At 64.2% G+C, this 22,292-nt stretch carries 17 protein-coding genes and 5 pseudogenes; 7 read left to right on the top strand and 15 right to left on the bottom strand.

The window, feature by feature from the left end:
* Positions 1–40: 40 nt before the first annotated feature.
* The 5 genes and pseudogenes from ACETMP_RS05650 to ACETMP_RS05630 form a co-directional block, all read right to left on the bottom strand.
* Positions 41–760 (bottom strand): haloacid dehalogenase type II, encoded by a 720-nt coding sequence (locus tag ACETMP_RS05650; RefSeq protein WP_375160194.1) that lies wholly within the window; start codon positions 758–760, stop codon positions 41–43.
* A 140-nt stretch (positions 761–900) separates the two neighbouring features.
* Positions 901–1,902 (bottom strand): class II fructose-bisphosphatase, encoded by a 1,002-nt coding sequence (glpX, locus tag ACETMP_RS05645; RefSeq protein ID WP_375160193.1) that lies wholly within the window; start codon positions 1,900–1,902, stop codon positions 901–903.
* An 86-nt stretch (positions 1,903–1,988) separates the two neighbouring features.
* Positions 1,989–3,305, bottom strand: coding sequence for a homoserine dehydrogenase (locus ACETMP_RS05640; RefSeq protein ID WP_375160192.1), 1,317 nt, complete (start codon positions 3,303–3,305; stop codon positions 1,989–1,991).
* 29 nt (positions 3,306–3,334) lie between these two features.
* A pseudogene (locus ACETMP_RS05635) lies at positions 3,335–4,554 on the bottom strand (LL-diaminopimelate aminotransferase).
* A gap of 215 nt (positions 4,555–4,769) precedes the next feature.
* Positions 4,770–5,045 (bottom strand): hypothetical protein, encoded by a 276-nt coding sequence (locus ACETMP_RS05630; protein WP_375160191.1) that lies wholly within the window; start codon positions 5,043–5,045, stop codon positions 4,770–4,772.
* A 252-nt stretch (positions 5,046–5,297) separates the two neighbouring features.
* Between ACETMP_RS05630 and ACETMP_RS05625 the strand changes: the two genes are divergently transcribed.
* Both ACETMP_RS05625 and ACETMP_RS05620 read left to right on the top strand, forming a co-directional pair.
* Complete coding sequence (locus ACETMP_RS05625) at positions 5,298–7,106, top strand: PHA/PHB synthase family protein (RefSeq protein ID WP_375160190.1); 1,809 nt, start codon at positions 5,298–5,300, stop codon at positions 7,104–7,106.
* A 142-nt stretch (positions 7,107–7,248) separates the two neighbouring features.
* Positions 7,249–7,646: pseudogene (locus ACETMP_RS05620) on the top strand (MAPEG family protein).
* A gap of 28 nt (positions 7,647–7,674) precedes the next feature.
* Here the strand turns inward: ACETMP_RS05620 and ACETMP_RS05615 are convergent.
* Genes ACETMP_RS05615 through ACETMP_RS05605 form a run of 3 tightly spaced genes read right to left on the bottom strand, consistent with a single transcriptional unit; the run spans position 7,675 to position 10,372 of the window.
* Positions 7,675–7,998, bottom strand: coding sequence for a hypothetical protein (locus ACETMP_RS05615; RefSeq protein WP_375160189.1), 324 nt, complete (start codon positions 7,996–7,998; stop codon positions 7,675–7,677).
* 56 nt (positions 7,999–8,054) lie between these two features.
* Entirely contained in the window at positions 8,055–8,528 is a 474-nt protein-coding gene (locus ACETMP_RS05610; RefSeq protein WP_375160188.1) for a hypothetical protein, read from the bottom strand.
* Between the two features lie 8 nt (positions 8,529–8,536).
* Complete coding sequence (locus ACETMP_RS05605) at positions 8,537–10,372, bottom strand: caspase domain-containing protein (RefSeq protein WP_375160187.1); 1,836 nt, start codon at positions 10,370–10,372, stop codon at positions 8,537–8,539.
* Between the two features lie 216 nt (positions 10,373–10,588).
* On the opposite strand from ACETMP_RS05605, the gene ACETMP_RS05600 reads away from it, so the two are divergent.
* Positions 10,589–10,723, top strand: a complete 135-nt coding sequence (locus tag ACETMP_RS05600; protein ID WP_375160186.1) for a hypothetical protein — start codon at positions 10,589–10,591, stop codon at positions 10,721–10,723.
* 134 nt (positions 10,724–10,857) lie between these two features.
* Here ACETMP_RS05600 and argC (ACETMP_RS05595) read toward each other — a convergent pair whose 3' ends face one another.
* The 4 genes and pseudogenes from argC (ACETMP_RS05595) to ACETMP_RS05580 all read right to left on the bottom strand — a co-directional run bounded on the left by argC (ACETMP_RS05595) (position 10,858) and on the right by ACETMP_RS05580 (position 14,410).
* Positions 10,858–11,841, bottom strand: coding sequence for an N-acetyl-gamma-glutamyl-phosphate reductase (argC, locus tag ACETMP_RS05595; protein ID WP_375160185.1), 984 nt, complete (start codon positions 11,839–11,841; stop codon positions 10,858–10,860).
* Positions 11,842–11,883: 42 nt separating this feature from the next.
* Positions 11,884–12,930, bottom strand: coding sequence for an N-acetyl-gamma-glutamyl-phosphate reductase (gene argC, locus ACETMP_RS05590; RefSeq protein ID WP_375160184.1), 1,047 nt, complete (start codon positions 12,928–12,930; stop codon positions 11,884–11,886).
* Positions 12,927–13,611, bottom strand: a pseudogene (locus ACETMP_RS05585) (FMN-binding negative transcriptional regulator). The gene argC (ACETMP_RS05590) and the pseudogene ACETMP_RS05585 overlap by 4 nt, the downstream one beginning before the upstream one ends.
* A 269-nt stretch (positions 13,612–13,880) precedes the next feature.
* Positions 13,881–14,410, bottom strand: a pseudogene (locus ACETMP_RS05580) (DedA family protein).
* 273 nt (positions 14,411–14,683) lie between these two features.
* On the opposite strand from ACETMP_RS05580, the gene parE reads away from it, so the two are divergent.
* The 4 genes and pseudogenes from parE (at position 14,684) to ACETMP_RS05560 (ending at position 19,124) form a co-directional block, all read left to right on the top strand.
* Positions 14,684–16,726 carry a DNA topoisomerase IV subunit B gene (gene parE, locus ACETMP_RS05575; protein WP_375160183.1) on the top strand — a complete coding sequence of 681 codons (2,043 nt, stop codon included), beginning with the start codon at positions 14,684–14,686 and terminating at the stop codon, positions 16,724–16,726.
* Positions 16,727–17,167: 441 nt separating this feature from the next.
* A complete protein-coding gene (locus ACETMP_RS05570; protein ID WP_375160182.1) occupies positions 17,168–17,956 on the top strand; it encodes an outer membrane protein in 789 nt (262 codons plus the stop codon).
* Between the two features lie 189 nt (positions 17,957–18,145).
* On the top strand, positions 18,146–18,331 hold the full coding sequence (locus ACETMP_RS05565; RefSeq protein WP_375160181.1) for a hypothetical protein: 186 nt from the start codon (positions 18,146–18,148) through the stop codon (positions 18,329–18,331).
* 21 nt (positions 18,332–18,352) lie between these two features.
* Positions 18,353–19,124 (top strand): annotated as a pseudogene (locus tag ACETMP_RS05560) (SDR family NAD(P)-dependent oxidoreductase).
* Between the two features lie 109 nt (positions 19,125–19,233).
* Here ACETMP_RS05560 and ACETMP_RS05555 read toward each other — a convergent pair.
* From ACETMP_RS05555 to ACETMP_RS05545, 3 genes are all read right to left on the bottom strand, one after another.
* Positions 19,234–20,001, bottom strand: coding sequence for an outer membrane protein (locus ACETMP_RS05555; protein ID WP_375160180.1), 768 nt, complete (start codon positions 19,999–20,001; stop codon positions 19,234–19,236).
* 179 nt (positions 20,002–20,180) lie between these two features.
* Positions 20,181–21,422, bottom strand: a complete 1,242-nt coding sequence (locus ACETMP_RS05550) for an FAD-dependent oxidoreductase (RefSeq protein WP_375160179.1) — start codon at positions 21,420–21,422, stop codon at positions 20,181–20,183.
* 420 nt (positions 21,423–21,842) lie between these two features.
* On the bottom strand, positions 21,843–22,280 hold the full coding sequence (locus ACETMP_RS05545; protein WP_063831428.1) for a hypothetical protein: 438 nt from the start codon (positions 22,278–22,280) through the stop codon (positions 21,843–21,845).
* Positions 22,281–22,292 lie beyond the last annotated feature (12 nt).

Genomic DNA, 22,292 nt, shown 5'->3' with positions numbered 1-22,292 from the left:
CCGGACCGCTGTTGCCGCGCACTTCGATCGAGCACGGCAGCTAGCACCCCAGCCTGTCGGCGATGCCGCCAAAGTCCCTGGCGACGATGTCCCAATTGCCGGTCGCCTCGAAGTCGACCTTCTGCAGCGGACCGTACTCCGTCGGCCGTGCCACGAACGCCGTCTTCAGCCCGTTCTTTTGCGCGGCCGCGAGATCGCCGTTGTGGGCGGCGACCATCATCACTTCTTCCGGCTTGAGGCAAAGCAGCTTTGCTGCGCCGAGATAGGTCTCGGGATCGGGCTTGTAATGCTCGAACAGCTCGGCCGACATGATGAGGTCCCACGGCAGGCCTGCGAACTTCGCCATGTTGGTGAGCAGCGCGACGTTGCCGTTCGAGAGCGGCGCGATCACGAACTTCGATTTCAGCCGCGTCAGGCCGGCGACGCTGTCCGGCCAGGGATGGAGGCGGTGCCAGCCCTTGGTGAGGTAGTCGAGATCGGCTTCGGTGAGGCCTTTGATCGCGAACTGCGCGACCAGCTTCTCCAGCGAGCGGCGGTGCAGATCATCGAGCATGACGTAGCCGCGCTCGGGATGCTGGCGCACGTCGTCCATGGAGGCCATGTACATGCCGCGCCAGCCGTCGACCAGGGCGGTCCAGTCGGCGCTGATGCCGCGCTGCCTGCTCCACCACATGAAGTCGGCGATCAGGCTGGTGCGCCAGTCCACGACGGTGCCGAACACGTCGAAGACCAGGGCTTTGACGGCGGAGAGATCGGACATGGCGCTTCCCTCTTGTTCTTATCATTGTCATTCCGGGGCGATGCGCAGCATCGAGCCCGGAATCCAGAATTTGTGGCGCGAGATTCCGGGTTCTCCGGGCCGCGCCTTGCGCGGTCCCGTCGCCCCGGAATGAAGCGGGCTTAGTCCAGATGGAACTTGGCGAGCTCGCGATGCTCGGCCTTGATGTAGCGCACGGTGCCGGTGACGGAGCGCATCACCACCGTCTCGGTCTCGATCACGCCGTCCTTGCGGAACTTGACGCCTGACAGCAGCGAGCCGGTGGTGACGCCGGTGGCGGCGAACAGGCAGTCGCCGCGCGCCATGTCCTCGATGCCGTAGATCATCTTGGGATCGTTGACGCCCATCTTGGCGGCACGCTCGCGCTTCTCGTCGGAATCGAGGATCAGGCGGCACTGCATCTGGCCGCCGATGCAACGCAGCGCCACCGCGGCGAGCACGCCTTCCGGCGCGCCGCCCGTTCCGAGATACATGTCGACGCCGGTGTTGTCAGGATCGGCGCAGTGAATGACGCCGGCGACGTCGCCGTCGGTGATCAAGCGCACGGCGGCGCCGGTGGAGCGCACGCTCTCGATGATGCTGGCGTGGCGCGGACGGTCGAGCACCAGAACGGTGATGCCCTCCGGCTTGACGCCCTTGGCCTTGGCGAGGCGGCGGACGTTGTCGGCCGGGCTCGCATCGAGCTCGACGACGCCCTTGTCGTAGCCGGGACCGATCGCGAGCTTCTGCATGTAGACGTCGGGAGCGTGCAGCAGCGTGCCGCCGTCGGCCATCGCCATGGTGGCGATCGAGCCCGGCATGTTCTTGGCGCACAGCGTGGTGCCTTCGAGCGGATCGACCGCGATGTCGACCTCCGGACCCGTCTTGAGGCCGACCTGCTCGCCGATATAGAGCATCGGCGCCTCGTCGCGCTCGCCCTCGCCGATCACGATGGTGCCCTGGATCGGCAGCTTGTTGAGCTCGCGCCGCATCGCGTCGACCGCGGCCTGGTCGGCCGCCTTCTCGTTGCCGTGGCCGCGCAGGCGCGCCGACGACACTGCCGCCCGCTCCGTCACCCGCACGATCTCCAGCGTCAGGATGCGCTCGAGCAACGCTTGCGGCGGGACTGAAATATGGGTCGACATCGGCTAACTCCTTCAAACCGGTTTGGGACAGATATTCTCTGCCCGCATCAATTCGCAACGCCCACGATTCGTTCGAACGAACCGCCTCAGTTCTTCTCGATCCGGATCACCTGCGGCCGTCCGCTGATCACCTTGTCCTTCTGCACGGCCGCGAGGGCACGGCGCACGGCATCCTCGTGCGTGGCGTAGGTGATCAGGATGACGGGCACGGGGACCGCCTTGCCGTCCGCCGGCGCAGCGCCGCCATTGGGATGACGCTGCACGATCGACTCGATCGAAATCTTCTGCTCGGCAAGCCGCGTCGCGATCGCAGCCGCGGTGCCGGGGAAATCCCGCGCCAGAAGGCGGATGTAATAGCCGCCCTCGTGGCGCTCCATCGGCGCCTTCTTGGTGTCGCGCAATTGCGCGATGGGGCGGCCGAACGGATTAGCGCGGATGCCGCGTGCGACGTCGGCGATGTCGGCGACCACCGCTGAGGCGGTGGCGGCGCCGCCGGCGCCGGGGCCGACCAGCGTGATCGGCGGAATGCCCTCGCCGTCGATCGTGACCGCATTGGTGACCCCCATCACCTGCGCGATCGAGGAGGATTTCGGCACCATGGTCGGATGCACGCGCTGCTCGATGCCCGTGGCGGTGCGCACCGCAACGCCGAGCAGCTTGACGCGGTAGCCGAGATCGGACGCCGCGCGCAGATCTTCCGGCGCGATGGATGAGATACCTTCGACATACACCGCGCTTTGAGCAACTTTCGTGCCGAAGGCGAGGCTGGCGAGGATCGCGAGTTTTTGCGCGGTATCGTGGCCGTCGACGTCAAAAGACGGGTTGGCCTCGGCATATCCGAGCCGCTGCGCGTCCTTGAGGCATTCGGCGAAGGACAGCCCCTCCTGCTCCATCCGGGTCAGGATGTAATTGCAGGTGCCGTTCAGGATGCCGTAGACGCGGTTGATGCCGGTGCCGGCAAGCCCCTCGCGCAACGTCTTGATGACGGGGATCGCGGCGCCGACGGCTGCCTCGAAATTCAGCGCTCCGCCGTGCTTTTCAGCCGCCTTGGCGAGCTTGATTCCGTGCTTGGCCAGCAGCGCCTTGTTGGCGGTCACGACCGACTTGCCGGCGTTGAGTGCGGCCTCCACCGCCGCCAGCGCGGGATCGCCGGCGCCGCCCATCAGCTCGACGAAGCAATCGATGCCGGGATGGGTGGCCAGCGCCATCGGATCCCTCACCCATTCGACGCCGCGCAGATCGATGCCGCGCTTCTTCGCCTTCGAGCGCGCGGTGACGGCGACGACGCGGATGCCGCGGCCGCTGCGGGCCGCCAGCACGCGCGCCTGCGTTTCGATCAAACGGACCACTTCGGCGCCCACGGTGCCGAGCCCCGCTATGCCCACTTTCAGGGGTGCAACCATGATGTCTTAGAAAACCTGCCGAAGAGAACTCAACGCCGATTGGCGAGCGGAACGACGTTGTGCAACGTTTCGATGCCGCTTTCAAGGAAGCGTCGCACGCCGCGCGCGGCCTGCCTGATCCGTTGCTCGTTTTCCACCATGGCGATGCGGACATATCCTTCACCATGCTCGCCGAAGCCGACGCCGGGCGAGACCGCAACGCCCGATTTCTCCACCATCAGGGTGGCGAACTGCATGCTGCCGACGCTGCGGAAGGCCTCCGGCAGCGGCACCCAGGCGAACATCGAGGCCTCCGGCGGCGGATCTCCCACCCCGCCCGGCCGAACGATTCAACCAGTGCATCGCGGCGCTTGCGATAGGTGTCGCGCATCTCCTTGATGCAATCATCCGGGCCGTTCAGCGCCGCGGTCGCGGCCACCTGGACCGGCGTGAACGCGCCGTAATCGAGGTAAGATTTGACGCGGGCGAGCGCTGCGATCACGCGCTCATTGCCGACCGCAAAGCCCATGCGCCAGCCGGCCATCGAATAGGTCTTCGACATCGAGGTGAACTCGACCGTGCAGTCCATCGCGCCGGGCACCTGGAGCACCGAGGGCGGCGGGTTGCTCTCGTCGAAATAGACCTCGGCATAGGCGAGATCGGACAGGATCAGGATCTCGTGCTTCTTGGCGAAGGCGACGAGGTCCTTGTAGAAATCGAGGCTCGCGACATAGGCGGTCGGGTTCGAGGGATAGCAGACCACGAGCGCGAGCGGCTTCGGGATCGAATGGATGATCGCCCGTTCGGCCGCCTCGAAGAATTGCGGCGTCGGCTCGGAGGGCACCGAGCGGATCACGCCGCCCGCCATCAAGAAGCCGAAGGCGTGAATCGGATAGCTCGGGTTCGGACAGAGGATGACGTCGCCGGGCGCGGTGATCGCCTGCGCCACGTTGGCAAAGCCCTCCTTCGAGCCGAGCGTCGCCACGATCTGGGTGTCAGGGTTGAGCTTCACGCCGAAGCGGCGGGCGTAGTAGCCGGCCTGGGCCCGGCGCAGTCCGGGGATGCCCCGGGACGCCGAGTAGCGGTCGGTGCGCGGCTTGCCCAGCGTCTCCTTCAGCTTCTCCAGCACATGCGCCGGGGCCGGCAGATCCGGGTTGCCCATGCCGAGGTCGATGATGTCGGCGCCGGCATTCCGCGCGGCCGCCTTGGCCCGGTTGACCTGCTCGAACACGTAAGGCGGAAGGCGGCGGATGCGGTAAAATTCTTCCATGGCTCTCTGGGCTCCCGGGCAACCGGTCAGGACAGAATCGAAAGACAGGACGGCTTTACGGAAAGCGGCTCGGTCCCGCTGCGAAAATCGCTCAAAATCAAATACTTAGAGCAATCATCGACAACGAAGACTGAAGGCCTTCGCCCTGACTTTCGGCTGAACCGGGCTCTTTTAGCACGGCAAGGCGGGGGCGCCAGCGATTCCCTTGCAGCGCCTCACTTCGCATCCTTGCCGGCAACGGCCTGGCGATCGCGCGCGGCGGCGAGCTCAGCCTCGATCTTGGCGCGCTGCTCCGGCGGGATGATCGCCTGATCGCGATCCGGAGGCAGGTCGTGCACCGGCAGATAGCTCCCGGGCTCCCTCGAAGGCGCCTGCGCGTCCATCGGCGTCATATCCGCGAACTGACTCGAACAGCCGCCCAGCGCAAATGCCACGCTCAGCAGCGCGCCACCGATCAGCAGCGACCTCTGTAGGACCCTCAACGCCAACACTTGGGAAATCCCCTGCTCGTCCCAACGCAAGCTGCCGCACACTAACCCGACAACCTGCCCAAGCTCAAACCATTGCTGCCCACAAATGGAACGAGCGAGAAAACATCAAAGGCCCACGACCGGAGGGTTGCACCGCGATTGTGACAAAACCAAGAAGCTTTGTCGCAGTGCAGCACATCTTCGAGCGGGTTTAACGTCAAACATGCGAGCTTCGCGGTGACGAATACGGAATGAGTCGTTACTGTTCTGCCCATGAGTATGGCCACGACCGATACGCCTGAACCCGAGACGAAGTTCGATGCGGAAGCCTTCGCGATGAATGTCGCGCGGGCGATGGAGAGCGGCGGCAAGGCACTTGCGGCCTACCTCAAGCCGCGCGAGAGCGGCGAGGTGCAGGATCGCCCGCCGGCCGAGCTTGCCGAGGTCGTCAAGACCTTCACCTCGGTTGCCGAATATTGGTTGTCGGATACGTCCCGCTCGTCCGATCTGCAGACCAAGCTCGCCAAGGATTATCTCGACCTCTGGGGCTCGGCGGTGCGCCGCATGGCCGGCCAGGACGCTCCCCCTGCGATCGCGCCCTCGCCGCGGGACAAGCGCTTTGCCGATCCGGAATGGAAGTCGAACCAGTTCTTCGATTTCGTCATGCAGCTCTATCTGCTCACGACCAAATGGGCGCAGGAGCTGGTGCGCGACGCCGAAGGGCTCGATCCGCATACCCGCCGCAAGGCCGAGTTCTACGTCCAGCAGGTCACCAACGCGCTGTCGCCGTCCAACTTCGTGCTGACCAATCCGGAAGTGCTGCGCGAGACCCTGGCGAGCAGCGGCGAGAACCTTGCGCGCGGCCTTTCGATGCTGGCCGAGGACATCGCGGCCGGCAAGGGCATGCTGAAGATCCGCCAGTCCAACCCGGACAACCTCGTCGTCGGCGTCAACATGGCGACGACGCCGGGCAAGGTGATCTATCAGAACGAGATGATGCAGCTGATCCAGTATTCGCCGACCACGGAGACGGTGCTGCGCACCCCGCTCCTGATCGTGCCGCCCTGGATCAACAAGTTCTACATCCTCGATCTGAAGCCGGAGAAATCCTACATCAAATGGTGCGTCGACCAGGGCATCACCGTGTTCGTGATCTCATGGGTCAATCCCGACAAGCGGCTCGGCAACAAGAGCTGGGAAGACTACATGAAGGAAGGCCCGCTCACGGCGATGGACGTGATCGAGAAGGTCACCGGCGAGATGAAGGTGCACACCGCCGGCTATTGCGTCGGCGGCACCATGCTGGCGACCACGCTGGCCTGGCTCGCCGAGAAGCGCCGCCAGCGGGTGTCGTCGGCAACGTTCTTCGCGGCGCAGGTCGACTTCACCCATGCCGGCGACCTTCTGGTGTTCGTCGACGAGGAGCAGATCTCCTCGCTCGAGCAGGACATGAAGGCAGCCGGCGTGCTTGAAGGCTCGAAGATGGCGATGGCCTTCAACATGCTGCGCTCCAACGATCTGATCTGGTCCTACGTGGTCAGCAACTATCTCAAGGGCCAGCAGCCCAGCGCATTCGACCTCTTGCACTGGAATTCCGACGCGACCCGCATGACGGCGTCGAACCATTCCTATTATTTGCGCAATTGTTATCTGGAGAACCGGCTCTCCACCGGCACGATGGTGCTCGACAACACGCTGCTCGATCTCTCCAAGGTCAAGGTACCCATCTACAATCTCGCCACCCGCGAGGACCACATCGCGCCGGCGGAATCGGTGCTGTACGGCTCGCAATTCTTCGGCGGTCCGGTGAAATATGTGCTGTCGGGCTCGGGCCATATCGCAGGCGTGGTCAATCCGCCGGCCTCCAACAAGTATCAGTACTGGACCAACGACAACATCAAGGACGTCAGCGTCGCCGAGTGGCTGAAGGGCGCGGTCGAGCACAAGGGCTCGTGGTGGCCGGACTGGCGGCAATGGCTGGGCGAGCTCGATCCGGAGCAGGTTCCGGCGCGCCTACCGGGGAGCGACGCATTCCCGCCGATCGAGGACGCGCCCGGCAGCTATGTCAGGGTGCGCGCATAGTGCATGATCCGGAAAGTGCGGAGCGATTTTCCGGTTAGATCATGCACAAACAAGAAACGAAGCTTTCCTTGCGTATGGCGAAATCTCTCGCGCTTTCGTATAGACTCGCGCTCACCACAGCGACGACAGAGGGGACCGGACTATGACGCGCGAATTGTTCTGGCTGACACTGACGGTGATTCTGACCGGGATCCTCTGGATTCCTACACGATCAACCGATGTCAGGTCCGCGGCCTCAGCGGCGCGATGGCCAACCCTTCTCGCAACGACAAGCCGCAATCGGACTGGGCGAACCGGCTGATGTTCGCGCATGACAACGCGGTCGAGAACCTCGTGGTCTTCGCGCCGCTGGTGCTGATCCTCAACGCGATCGACTATTCCACCAAATGGACGGTGCTCGCCTGCGCCATCTATTTCTGGTCCCGCGTCGCACATCTGATTGTCTACGCGCTCGGCATCCCGGTGTTCCGCACCCTCGCCTTCACTGTCGGCTTCCTCGCCCAGGCCGTGCTGGCGCTGGCGATCTTCAGGGTGTTTTGAAGGGCGCGCCCCGCATCGTTGGCCATACTCAACCGCGCAGCGCCGCGTCGATCTGAGACGCAACGTCGCCATCATCGAGATACCCGGCGATGCCATGCCGATTGTCGGTATGGTTGTTCACGAACGGGTAGTTCTTGACTGGTGGCTTGACGTTGAAATTCCCGGCGTTGAGGGGGTAAAGCGCCACGACGTCGCGGTCATCGAATGCATTGTACCAATCCCGGACCCCGACCGGCACCGTCAGCGGTGTCGCAAGCTTGTTGCGTATGGCCCGGATGCCGAGCGGCGACCCAACCGTGATGAGGCGCGGCACCGAATTGCCGACATGCTCGCGCAACACCTCGTAGGCCACAACCGTGCCGAGCGAATGCGCGACGATAACGGTGGGCTCAGTCGTCAGCGCGGCAGCTACGATCCTGTTGATCTCGCGCCGCGTCCTGAATCATTGACATAGACGAATACGTCACGCAGCAGCTTGCCGATGCTGTAATCCGAGACGCCTGGCGTCCGGCGGTCGATGGCGCGAATGACCGCCTGAACCCACTCCCAGTTTTCCGGACCACGCGTCCCGGGCACCGCTCCCAACTCGCCTTCGATTTCGCGATGCGTCACCTTGTCGTCATGGCTGAGCTGGATGGCAACATCCTCCAGAAATGCCGCATAATCGTCGGCCACCGCGCCGCGCGTTGCGATGCCATCGGCGGGAGGCAGGTCGTAACGCTGCAATTGCTTGATCAGTTCGTCGCCGTAGAACGGCGCGTCGATCTTGAGGTCAGCCGGCAGGCTGCCGCCGATTCCCCCAAATCCGCGGCGCAGCGCCGTCATCCACTCGTCTTCGATGATTTTCGACGACTTGCCTTCCTGCGCGCGGCCATGAACCAACATCAACCTCATCGAAACTCTCCCCGCTTCATCGCATCGCGCAACAGCGCCAGCCCTTCCGGTGCGAACGTGCTCCACAATCCCGGCAGCAGCCAATCGCGGGCCTTGCTCGCGGCTTCTGGCAACACTGCGCCTCGCACCGCGAGCAGGGACCAGCCCTGGCGCAGCACTGGGCAAAACGGCAAAATTGGTAATTCGGTTGCGGAAGCTTCGCGCGGCCGAACGTCCCGGCGCGCCAACATGGCGACGTCGAACAATTCGGCGCGCAGATCCTGACGCATATAGTTCAGCACCGACTCGACTTCGGCGTCGATGCCGGCGCTGGCATAAGCGTAGGCCGCATACAGACCAAGTGCCGGATCGAACACTTTCAGACTCCGGACCTTGTCGGCAAAGGCCTTCGCGTCCTGCGGCGCAATGCGGAACACGCCGAGACTGGCGGCGGCCGCCACCGCAGCCCGCAACGCCTCCACATCTTTCTGGACCTGTTGATAGTCGCCCCAGCGCGCGCTTGTCGTGGACGGCACATAGTTGACGTTGGTCACAGCGCCTCCATCGACGAAGACGTGTCCGACGTAGCCTCTCAGTCCCGGCAGCATCGCACCGTTTCCGCCGCCGAATTCGATCAGCACGCTTGTCGAGGGCAAATCCGGTCCGTACGGCCCAAGTCGCACAAGTTGAGGGCCAAGGACTTCGATTGGGAAGTGAGGAGAAAGTGCCTTGACTACCTGCGCACCGGTCACAGCGAATCCGGTTTCGGTTTCGAAGTGGTCAACTGGAGCCGCGGCCGAATAACGCTCGATCGCGTCCGAGATTTTCGCGCCATGGCGCGCTTGACGAACAACCGCGGCGGCGGCCTCGGCGCCCTGCCCCTGACTGACCAGATCGATCGCCTCACGCGCAAGCGAGGCGACCGATCGAGGGGCCGACGACCGATGGACCCGTCTCGAGGGCGGAGGCCGGTGCTCGCTTCTGCGAAGACCCAACTCTTCCAAAGCCTTGCCCATCACGTTGCCCAGCCTCTCGAGCGACGGAACGATTGTGTCAATCTTCAAGAGGGACGTCGTCCGCTCGACGCGTCCAACATAGGCTTGAACGGATTCCAGGATGAACTCCGGCGCTTGCCCAGCCTTGGGCAATTCGTCCGAGGCCGCGTCCTCGACCAGTTCGCTGATGAGATCCCGGAGCCTTCGGTTGGTGATGACCTCAATGAACCCGCCGTTCTCAGGGATCTTTTCGACGAATTCCGCTGGCGGATCACGATATCCTCGGATGAATTCTCGCGTGAAGACTCCACCGCCGCGCGCATCATCATTCGCCTTGGCGGCTTCCACTGCCACCAGTGACGGCAATGTTGCAAACACACGATCGATCTCCGGCCGGGTACGCCGCCTGAGCCCCAGATTGGGAAAGATCGCCCCGCCGTCGACCCGGCTGTCCTGCATCCGCGCGGGGATCGAGCGGCAGGCATCCGAAATGAACACCACGCTCTTGAGCCCACTTTCCCGAGCCGCCATCACAGATGCTTCGACGGAAATCGCCTCGCTGGCGCGGTCAGGAGCACCCGACAGCAGCCAGACTTCAGAGCCTCCGTTCTGGAAGCCGTGACCCGCAAAATAGATCACGACCTGCGAATAGGTGGCCGCCGCCACAACGCGTTCTACCTCGTCGGCAATACTGGCGAACGTCACCGGCGCGACGTCATCGACGAAGGTCTTCACTTCAAAGCCCTGCTCGGGCCTTGCAATCCATTCGGCAAATGCCTTTGCATCCTTCACCGCCCCGTTCAACGGCGCAGGTGATCTTGGCTTGTTCACACCAATCACGATCGCGATGCGGGACATTAAGTCCTCCGTCGACCGGCGGCCAGCCGTCGTTGCGACGGCGAATTCAACTAAAGATAGCAATTGCGGTCAAACCCTAAATGACCGCTCCCGAGAAGCGCCGCCAGCAAGGCCCGGTGCGATTGCGTGCCTTGGACGCTCGACCGGGGAAGTATCAAATGGTCTTGCCCACGGCATCGCTCGCGTTCGAAGCCATCAGCAACCGCAGCCGCCAGCGTGACCCTCACGGCTAGTGGCGCACTGGCGCGGGCCGGCACGTTCTCGCGCACCGATCGGTTCGATCAGGACGTCGATCTGACCACCGCCCGCATCAATTGCCGGCTCGGCGGGCAGCTCGTCGCGAAGCATTGAGGCCTCGTGTCCCGGACGCGCGAAGCGCGCGCCGGGATCCAGAAGCCGCAAACCAATCAGGAAGCATAGGCCCCGGCTCTGCAGCGCATCACCGAAGAAGCGCTGCGCTGCGTCCGGGGCACGGGTGCCTGCCCCTACTCCTCCGGCAGGCCCAGCATCAGCCGCATGTTCTGCACGGCTGCGCCGGATGCGCCCTTGCCGAGATTGTCGAGCCGGGCGACCAAGACCGCCTGATGATATTTGTCGCTGGCGAAGACGTAGAGCTCGAGCGTGTTGGTGTCGTTGAGCGCCTCCGGCTCGAGCCGGCCGCCCTTTGACGCTTCGTTCTGCAGCGGCATCACCTTGACGTATTTCGAGCCGGCGTAACGCTTGGCCAGCGCGGCTTGCAGGTCGGCTCCGCCAGGCTTCCCGGGCAGCGTGTCGAGCTGCAGCGGCACCGAGACCAGCATGCCCTGCCGGTAGTTGCCGACGGACGGGATGAAGATCGGCCGCCGCGTCAGGTTGGAATAGAGCTGCATCTCGGGCAGATGCTTGTGCTCGAAGCCGAGGCCGTAGAGCTCGAACGACGGCGCGCTGCCGTCTTCAAAGCTCGCGATCATCGACTTGCCGCCGCCGGAATAGCCGCTCACCGCGTTGACGGTGACGGGATAATCGGCCGGCAGCAGCCCGGCATCGACGATCGGCCGCAGCAGCGCGATCGCGCCGGTCGGATAGCAGCCGGGATTGGAGACCTTGCTGGCGGCCTTGATCTTGCCGGCCTGGTCCGGCGTCAGCTCGGGAAAGCCGTAGGCCCAGTCCGGCGCGACCCGGTACGCGGTCGAGGCGTCGAGCACCTTCGGCGCATGAGCCCCCATGCTGTCGACCAGGGCGACCGTCTCCTTGGCGGCATCGTCGGGCAGGCAGAGGATGACGAGGTCCACCTCCTCCATCAGCGCCTTCTTGGCCGCGGGATCCTTGCGCTTGTCGTCGGAAAGCGCCTTCACGACGACGTCGTTCTGGAGCTTCAGCCGCTCGTTGATGCCGAGGCCGGTCGTGCCGGAGCCGCCGTCGACGAAGACGCTGGCGGGTTTCTTGGCAGCGTCGGTCGACGGGGCTTTGGCGGTGTCCGTTAGGCTCATGATACGCTCCTTTCGAGCTTGTTCGTGTCGTGGCGCCTCGCCTTATGGAAATAGCGCGATCTGCTCCAGGCCGGCGGTCTCAGGAAATCCAAACATCAGGTTCATGTTCTGGATCGCCTGACCGGCCGAGCCCTTCACCAGATTGTCGAGCGTCGAAAGCACGATCGCCCGATCCTTGATGCGGTCGGCGACGACGCCGATCTGAACATAGTTGGAGCCGCGCACGTTCTGCGTCTGCGGCAGCACACCCTTTTTGGTGACATGCACGAACGGCTCGTTGGCATACGCATTCTGAAGCGCCGCCCGCAGATCGTCGGGCGTTGCACCGTTGAGCTTGACGTAGGAGGTGCAGAATTCGCCCCGCGCCATCGGAATCAGATGCGGCGTGAAATTCACCGTCACTGCGGCGCCCGCCGCGAGGCTGATTTCCTGCTCGATCTCAGGCGCGTGCCGGTGAGTGCCGACCGAATAGGGCGACAGCCCCTCGCCCGCTTCGCTGAACAGCGTGTTCTGCTTCAGCCCGCGGCCGGCACCGGTGAGGCCCGATTTCGCGTCGATGACGATGTCGTTCACGTCGATCAGCTTGGCCTTCGCCAGCGGCACCAGCGCCAGCAAGACCGCGGTCGGATAGCAACCGGGACAGGCGACCAGCCGGGCGGAAGTAATCTTCTCCCGGTAGAATTCAGTCAACCCATAGACGGCCTCCCCTTGCAGTTCGAGCGCCCGATGCTCATGGCCGTACCACTGCGCATAGGTGTCCTTGTTGCGCAGCCGGAAGTCCGCGGACATGTCGAGGATCTTGATCTTGGGATTGGCCTTGAGCACGGCCGCAATGATCTCCTGCGTGGTGCCGTGCGGCAGCCCGCAAAGCACCGCGTCGAGCTTGGTCCACTCGACCTTTTCCCACTCCACCAGTTCTGGCAGATCGAGCATGAAGAAGTGCGGAAACACCTCGCTCATGGCCTTGCCTGCATGGGTGTTGGCGGTGAGCGCCGTGATCTCGGTATTCGGATGCCGCGCCAGAAGGCGCACCGCGTCGGCCCCGGTGTAGCCGGACGCACCAAGAATGCCGATCTTCTTCCTGCTCATCGCACGCCCCCTTCGGGCGTCATCGCTTGCTGCGCTTGTATCGTCTCTGTTGCGAAGGCCAACGGTCTCGCTTCGCGCATCAGGCCTGCGATCGTGCGCGCGTCCGCATCCGTTTGCGCGCTGAGCGCATTGGCGATCGCCGCATAGTCGGCGTCCGATTTGTGCTGGTTGAGCTTGAAGCTGCCTTCGACCTCTTCAACGTTCATCACCAGACCCACGATCGCCTTCTTCATCGTCTCCAGGCGGCCCGCTGTCATCTTGCCCGACGTCCACGGCTTCTTCGGCAGCAGCCAGCTCTCGAACTTGTCGCTGAGCGTATCGATCTGCACCGACAATTCGTCGTCCGTCAGAAGACGCACCGGCCCGCTCAGATGCACCGACTGGTAGAGCCAGGTCGGAACCTGATCCGGCGAGACGTACCAGTCCGGCGATACATAGGCATCGGGGCCGTTGACCGCGAGCAGCCAGGACGCATCGCCGCCCGCAAGCTTTAGCAGCGGATTGTGACGCGCGACATGAAAGGCGGCCTGCGGCGTGCCGTCGGCGGCGTAAGTCAGATAGAACGGCAGCGGCGAGGCGATCGGCTTGCTGCCGTCGAACGCACATGGTGCCGAAGCCGCGCGCTTCGGCGAATTTCAGGCTTGCGGCGCGGTCCTGCTTGAAAAAGGGTGGCGTGTACATCGTGGTCTCCTGCTGGGCCTCCTTGGGGGCCGCCGGATCAGGTCGCGCTGACAGGAGAGAGAATGCCGCGGATCGGATCCAGCGGCAAAGACGATGATCTCAAACGCGATCGACCGCCCAAACCGCTAAAGAGCGGCGGCGGCGACGGGCGAACAGGATGGTCGCGGCGTTGATCATGGCGCGCGGCTATAAAGCGAGATCCGGTTCCCGTCAAGGCAACCCCTGTCATTCCGGGGCGATGCAGAGCATCGGAGCCGGAATGACGGGACCTAGATCACCCGCCAGATCCATTCCATGATCTTGGCGAGCACGTCGCCGAACAGCAGGAGCACGGCGGACCAGAGTAGGGCCGAGACGAAATTGGCGACCTGGAAGGTCCAATAGGGCATCTCGAAAATGCCGGCTGCGAGCGGCACCGAGGCGCGCAAGGGGCCGAAGAAGCGGCCGATGAAGATGCTGGGAATGCCCCAGCTGCGCACGAAGGCCTCGCCTCTGGGCAGAAGTCCCGGATAGCGCGAGAGCGGCCAGATCTCGGCGACCTTTTCCTTGTAGCGATAGCCGAACCAGTAGGAGACCCAGTCGCCCAACGCCGCGCCGAGGCCGCCGGCGATCCAGACCGGGTAGAAGCTGATGCCGCTCACCCCGATCAGCGCACCGATCGCGACCAGCGCGCCCCAGGCCGGAACCAGCAGCGAGACGAAGGCGAGCGACCCTCGAAGGCGAGCAGGAACACGATTGGGGCCGCCCAAGCCTGGTGAACGCGCACGAAATCGGCCAGGGCGTGCGCAAATTGCTCCATCAAAAAATAGCCTTCCCGCCCCGTCTCAAGGTGCTGCTCGATGAAAAAGACTGGTAAGCCAAGCACTTGTGTGACATCAAGTCACAAAACGCCACAGGACGCCTGGCGAACCGTCAAATTGCCGGGAATGGATGGCCTGCGGCGTAAAATCGTCGGGATTGGCTCCCAACACGCCGCCCGGCCCGCCCCTGCAATAACCTTTCCCGGTCAGAAGTGGCATAGTCGGCCAAATCGATTCGCCGCTTATGCGGCCCTCAAAACGCATCAAGATATATGTCCAAGCAGTTGAAACCCAAAGCAAACGACGACTTTTTCGGCGGCGACGAGCCGAAGCCCCGGGCCGCCAGGCCGGCGCCACGCGGAAGCGGCGGCGAAGCCGACTACACCGCCGCCGACATCGAGGTGCTCGAAGGCCTGGAACCGGTGCGGCGCCGGCCGGGCATGTATATCGGCGGCACCGATGAGAAGGCTTTGCACCATCTGTTCGCCGAGGTCATCGACAACTCGATGGACGAGGCGCTGGCCGGACATGCGACCTTCATCGGAGTCGAACTCAGTGCGGATGGGTTCCTGACCGTCACCGACAACGGCCGCGGCATCCCGATCGATCCGCATCCGAAGTTTCCGAAGAAGTCGGCGCTCGAAGTGATCATGTGCACGCTGCATTCGGGCGGCAAGTTCGACAGCAAGGTCTATGAGACCTCCGGCGGTCTGCACGGCGTCGGCATCTCCGTGGTGAACGCCCTCTCCTCGCGGCTCGAGGTCGAGGTCGCGCGCGGCCAAAAGCTGCACCGCATGATTTTCGAGCGCGGCCATCCCAAGGGTAAGCTCGAGGACCTCGGCAAGGTCAACAACCGCCGCGGCACGCGCGTGCGCTTCAAGCCCGACACCGACATCTTCGGGCCCAAGGCCGCCTTCAAGCCGCAGCGCCTGTTCAAGATGACGCGCTCGAAGGCCTACCTGTTCGGTGGCGTCGAGATCCGCTGGAACTGTGCGCCCGAGCTGCTCAAGGGCGTCGAGGATGTGCCGGCGGAAGCCACGTTCCACTTCCCCGGCGGCCTCAAGGACTATCTGGCGGCGGCAATCCACGCCGACACGCTGGTCCATCCCGACATCTTCTCCGGCAAGTCGGGCCGCAACGGCGCGCATGGCGCCTGCGAATGGGCGGTGGCCTGGACCGCGGATGCGGACGGCTTCCTCTCCTCGTACACCAACACCGTCCCGACGCCCGACGGTGGCACGCACGAATCCGGCCTGCGCAGCGCGCTGCTCCGCGGCCTGAAGGATCACGCCGAGCGCGTCGGCCAGGGCAAGCGCGCCTCGTCCATCACGTCTGAAGACGTGATGGTGGGCGCGGCCGTGATGCTGTCCGTGTTTGTGCGCGAGCCCGAATTCCAGGGCCAGACCAAGGACCGTCTCGCCACCGCCGAAGCGCAGCGCATCGTCGAACAGGCCATGAAGGATCCGTTCGACCATTGGCTGTCGGGCAATCCGAACATGGCAAACCGGCTGCTCGACTTCGTGATCGACCGTGCCGAGGAGCGACTGCGGCGCCGCCAGGAAAAGGAAACGGCGCGCAAGACCGCCGGCAAGAAGCTGCGCCTGCCCGGCAAGCTCGCCGACTGCACCGATGCCGGCACCGACGGCTCCGAGCTCTTCATCGTCGAAGGCGACTCGGCCGGCGGCAGCGCCAAGCAGGCGCGCGACCGCAAGACGCAAGCGGTGCTGCCATTGCGCGGAAAGATCCTCAACGTCGCTTCCGCCGGCAAGGACAAGCTGACCGCGAACGCACAGCTCTCCGATCTCGTGCAGGCGATCGGCTGCGGCCAGCTGCTGCAATATCGCGAAGAGGATCTGCGCTACCAGCGCATCATCATCATGACCGACGCCGACGTCGACGGCGCGCACATCGCCTCGCTCCTGATCACCTTCTTCTACCGGCAGATGCCGAAGCTGATCGACGAAGGACATCTCTTCCTTGCGGTGCCGCCGCTCTACAAGCTGACCCACGGCACGAAGTCGGTCTACGCGCGCGACGACAAGCACAAGGACGAGCTGATCAAGACCGTCTTCAACGCCAACGCCAAGGTCGAGGTGAACCGCTTCAAAGGCCTCGGTGAGATGATGCCGGCGCAGCTCAAGGAGACCACCATGGATCCGGCCAAGCGGACCTTGCTCAAGGTGGTCCTGCTGCCTGATGACCGTGATACCACCGCCGATTCGGTGGAGCGCCTGATGGGCACCAAGGCGGAGGCGCGTTTTGCCTTCATCTCGGACAAGGCTGAGTTTGCCAGTGAAGAGTTGCTGGACGTCTGAACGCCAGCATTGTCGCCCTCCACTCAAGAGCCCCGGCCAGAAGCCGGGGCTTTTCGTCCTGAAGGCCCATTCATGGCCGGATTTACCAACCTACCGTCCGCCCCGCCTCTTGCGATTCCCGGCACGGTGGCCCCGATCTGACCGCCGACTCACGGTGGTCGGACCGTGGCGGCACGGCATCGATCTCGGAGAAGGCTGAATTTCCTAACGAAACCCCACCTGAATTGGCAGCCCGATAATTTTTACAAGCTATTGAATTTACATCATTATTGATGATTTTTGCGCTCAGGTCCCAAACGCGCACTCCCCGGCGTTTTCCGGCGACTGTGCCTGCCCGGCAACAGCATTTCGGCGGGAAACGTCTATAGTTCAGGCCATCAGATGACACGAACTTCAGTGCGCTCGCGCTTGTTACGACAGACCAAGGTTGGGGATTTTGACATGAAGAAGGTTTTGCTCGCACTGACCGCGGTTGCCGCGATGACCGGCTCGGCCTCGGCCGCCGACCTCGGCGCCCGTCCCTACGCGAAGGCCCCGATGCCGGCGCCCGTCGCCAACTGGACCGGCTTCTACGTCTTCGGCGGCGGCGGCGGCGGCCTCTCCAACACCGACCAGCATGTCCAGACCACGGTCGGCGCGGTTCCGCTGACGATCAACCAGCGTCAGGGTGGCTCGGGCTGGTTCGGCACCGTCGGCGCCGGTTACGACTGGCAGTTCAGCGGCACCTGGGTGGCCGGTGTGTTCGCCGACGGTCAGTTCGGCAGCATCAAGGGCACCATCCAGGATCCCACCGTTGTCGGCGGCCTCACGGGCAGCCAGAAGCTGGAAACCTCGTGGGCTGCGGGTGTTCGCCTCGGCTGGCTGGTCGCACCGAACGTTCTCTCCTACGTCAACGGCGGTTACTCGGGCGCGCATTTCGGCCGCACCAACTTCACTAACCTCGCCGGCACGCCCGCTGGTGTCCACCTCGACGGCTACGACCGCCACGGTTGGTTCATCGGCGGCGGCGTCGAGAACAGCCTGAACTTCTTCGGCATCACCTCGCCCGGCTGGTTCATGAAGACCGAGTATCGTTCGGCCTTCTACAGCGGCAAGACCAACACCGAGCTGAGCGACGTCGGCAACGTTCCGCTCGCCAACAGCATCCGCACCACCCATTGGAACCAGACCATCAGCACCTCGCTGGTCTACCGTTTCAACTGGACCGGACCGGTCGTCGCGAAGTACTGATCTGATCACACGATCAAGCGTCAAAGCCCCGGCATCGCCGGGGCTTTTTCGTTTTGAGCTCCAGCGTTCTTGCGGCCGCGGCCCATTGTATCGGCACCAGAGCTACGGCTAGTCTGGCGTCAAGTTTTCGTGGCTGCGGCTTTCGTTGATGCCGTGGAACGCGACAGAAGCGGATCGATGGAGGAACGCATGCGCAGATTTCTGCTTGTCGCAGGCCTGTTTGCAACCGCCATCGGGCTGCTCTGGATCGGCCAGGGCACCGGCACCGTCCCTTGGCCGGGATCGAGCTTCATGGTCAACCAGCTGCAATGGGCCGGCTATGGCGCCGCCATGGCCGGCTTCGGGCTGGTGCTGATCTGGCAGAGCAACCAATAAAACAAACCAGGACATGAAAGCATGACATCCAGCCGGTTCGATCTCCGCGGCAAGGTCGCGATCGTCACAGGAGGCAATGGCGGCATCGGCCTCGGCATGGCGCGCGGTCTTGCCGATGCAGGCGCCGACATCGCCGTGGTCGGGCGCAACGAGGCGAAATCCAAAGCAGCCGTCGACGATCTCGGCCGGCGCGGCATCAAGGCAATCGCGGTTGCGACCGACGTCACTGACAGGGCCGCGATCGAAGCGATGATTGCCCGCGTGCTGAAGGATCTCGGCCGCATCGACATCCTCGTCAACAACGCCGGCATGAGCATCCGCAAGCCGCCGCACGAGCCTCGAGCTCGACGAGTGGAACAAGGTGATCGAAACCAACCTCACCAGCGCCTTCCAGTGCTCGAAGCTCGCCTATCCGCACCTGAAGGCGTCCGGCAACGGCAAGGTGATCAACATCGGCTCGATGATGTCGATCTTCGGCGCGAGCTTCGCCACCGCCTATGCGGCGAGCAAGGGCGGCATCGTGCAGTACACGCGCGCCTGCGCCAATGCCTGGGCGCCTGACAACATCCAGGTCAATGCGATCCTGCCGGGCTGGATCGATACCGACCTCACCCGCGGCGCGCGGCAGCAGGTGTCGGGATTGCACGAGCGGGTGCTGGCCCGCACGCCGGCGGGACGCTGGGGCGACATCGACGACTTCGCCGGAATCGCGGTGTTCCTGGCATCGCCCGCCTCGAACTTCGTCACCGGGACGGCGATTCCAGTCGACGGCGGCTTCTCGGTGATGGCCTGAGGCGCGTCCATCATCGAGCAGCGCAAAAAAGAAGCCCCGGACAAATCCGGGGCTTTTGAATTTGGCAGTGCTTTTCTTGATCGTTGGTCGCGTTGCGTCGTCGACGTGCTCAGTAACGGGCGATGGTCGGGGCGTCGAACTTGTAGCTCGCGCGCACGACGGCCCACTGGATGTCGCGCGGCTTGGTGTCGAAGGTGTAGTTCCCTGCCGTCCCGCCGAGCTGATAGGTCTGGCTGCCGAACGCGGCGTAGTTGTATTCGAGACCCACGATCCAGTTGCGGGTAACGCCGTATTCCCAGCCGGCGCCGATGGTCCAGCCGTTGTGCCAATGGGTCTGTCCGCCGGAACCCGTCGCCACACCGGTGGTGTCGATGACCGAGAGACGGTTGTTCACGCCGGCATAGCCGCCCCTGATGTAGAACAGGTTGTTCTGCACGGCGAAGCCGGCGCGGCCGACGATCGTCGCGAGCACGTTGGCGCGCCAGGAGAACACGTCGTCCCCGGCACCGAACGCGGTGTTCGTGAACGAACCGTGGTTGTCGAGGCCGGAGATCGTGCCTTCCATGCCGAACACGTAGTTGTTGGCCTGCCAGTTGTAGCCGATCTGGGCGCCGCCCATGACACCCGAGCTGCGCTGACGATAGCCCTGGCCCGGGACGAGGTCGCCGAACGGCGCGCCGATCCCGTTGTTGACGAACTGCTCGTTGGTCCATGCGCCGCCGATGTGGCCGCCGACATAGAAGCCGGTCCAGTTGAACAGCGGCTCGACATAGGCGGGCGCCTTGTTGTAGCGCGCGCCGAGATCGGCGGCGGAAGCAGCGCCGGTCGAAACCAGAGCGGTCGTGCAGGCGAAGGCGGCAATCAACTTATTACGCATGGTATACCCCGTGTCCTTTGATGGGTGCACGGTCACAGACGGGCGTTACTAAAATTGGAATCAACAGAGTTAACGCGGCGCGCGGGGCTGCACAGGTCCGCAATTCCGCCCGCGCTGTTGCAGACCCGCAACGCCCGAGGTGCGATTTAACGCGGCATTATCCCTACCGATGTGTTGCGCTATGGCGCGGCCTTCGAATGCACGTGCTCGGGCCGCACGCCGAGCGCCAGCAGGCGCGCCGGAATGCCCTGGAGCCATGGCAGCGCGCTGATGAGGCGCACGATCAGCGGCACCTTCAGCGGCCGATCGCCGTTCCGCAGCGCGCCGCTGATGATGTTGTTCTGCACGAGCACCTGCATGCGCTGCGTCATCTTCACCGGGAATTCGCGGCGACGCCTGACGGCATCGAGCTCGTCCTCGGACGGGCAGCCAGGCTGAAGCTTGTCCGCCAGCAGATTTGCGGTCGCGACCGCGTCCTGCACGGCGAGATTGACGCCGATGCCGCCGACCGGCGACATCGCGTGCGCGGCATCGCCGATGCAAAGCAGGCCCGGCCGCGTCCAGCGCGGCAGCCGGTTGATCGCGACGGTCAGCAGCTTGACGTCGTCGAAGCTCTTCACCTCGGCAATGCCTGCCTTGAGGACCGGTGCCATGCGCACGACGTCGTCGAGCAGCGCCTGCAGCCCCCTCGCCTTCACCGCCTGGTGTTGTCCCTTGGCGATGACATAGGCGCATTGCCAATAATCGCCGCGATCGAAGGTGATCATCATCTTGCCGGGCTCGACGCGTGCGAACACGTTTTCCGTCGCCTCGGCGTTGCGGCCGGCGCGGAACCAGAGCACGTCCATCGGCGCGCCGATCTCCTCGACCGCGAGGCCCGCGCGCTCGCGCACCGTCGAGTGCCGGCCGTCGCAGGCGATGGTGAGATCGGCTTCGATGTCGATGAGACCGTCAGGCGTCTTCGCGCGCACGCCGGCGATGGCTTCGCCGCGGCGGATCAGATCGACCGCCTCGGTGCTCATCATCACCTCGAGCGAGGCAAAGCGGCGGCCGGCCTCGCGCAGGAAGTTCAGGAAGTCCCATTGCGGCATGAAGGCGATGAAAGGATATCTGGTGCGGAGTCGCGAAAGATCGGCAATGCGCACCGGCGTGCCGCCGAACAGGCCGTCCATCGTCTGCAGGCGCTGATGCGGCAGCTTCAGGAAGCCGTCGATCAGGCCGAGCTCGTCCATCACTTGAAGCGTCGAGGGGTGCAAGGTGTCGCCGCGAAAATCGCGGAAGAAATCCGCATGCTTCTCCAGCACCACGACCTCGATGCCGGCCCGCCCCAGGAGATAGCCGAGCATCATGCCCGCAGGTCCGCCGCCGACGATGCAGCAGCGGACCTGTTTCGTCCGGTTCGTTGGTTGGTCGGATGTCATTGCAGCCACGATCCGCGATGTGAGATCGATCAAGCTATGGCCGGCAATGTAACGCCGATTCCGCTGGAGCGGAGCTTGAAATCTGGATGTGCGATGCCGGCACTGGCCGGCAGCTCGGATCGTGCGGGCCCGTCCGATCCCGGGAATAAGCCGCGCCCCCTGTTGTTATCAGGATACGACCCGAAAGGGCACCCGAGGGAACGTTCAACGTGGCATGGTTGCTTGCAGGGGTGGCAGCCTGGCTGACCATCAACATCGCGCTGGTCTATTTGCGCACGCGCCGAGCCCGCGATGCGGAAGAGAACGAGCCGCGGATGTAGCTCTGGCTGCGGCAGCCGCTCGCGTCAGGGCCGTCGGGCGCCACTTGCGAGGCAACAGATAGGCCCGCAGCACGCGGGCCTATCCTGGACGGCAGCCAGCCTATTTCTGATCTTCATTGCTGGTCCCGGTGCCCGGGCTGCCGATCGGCAAGCCGTTCGGCGCATGACCGACACCCGCGTTCCGTTCGGCTTGCGCGGCCGATGGCGAGGTGCCGTTTGCGGTCGGCGGCTGCACGTTCGGATTGTTCTGGCTCCTGTTGGTGTTGACGTTCGCCCCGGTCGTGGTGCCCTGCGTTCCCATGCCGGAAGGAGCCGATGGCCCCGAGTTGGCGCTGCTGGAGGATGTGCCCATTCCGGCGCCCGAGCTCGCCGCGGACCCGGCCCCGCCGGTCCCCGTTCCGGCAGCAGCACCGGCACTGGCACCGCCACCCGCACCGCCGCCCGCTCCTCCTCCGCCTCCGCCGCCACCTCCTTGAGCGAAGGCCGCGGTCGAAAGTGCCGCACAAGCAATGGTCACGAGGATGGACTTGCGGATCATGGATCGTCTCCC

The organism is Bradyrhizobium dasycarpum (assembly GCF_042019905.1).
Classification (GTDB): domain Bacteria; phylum Pseudomonadota; class Alphaproteobacteria; order Rhizobiales; family Xanthobacteraceae; genus Bradyrhizobium; species Bradyrhizobium japonicum_B.
Note: the sequence above shows the minus strand (reverse complement) of the source record. Positions and strands in the feature narration are given on the sequence as shown.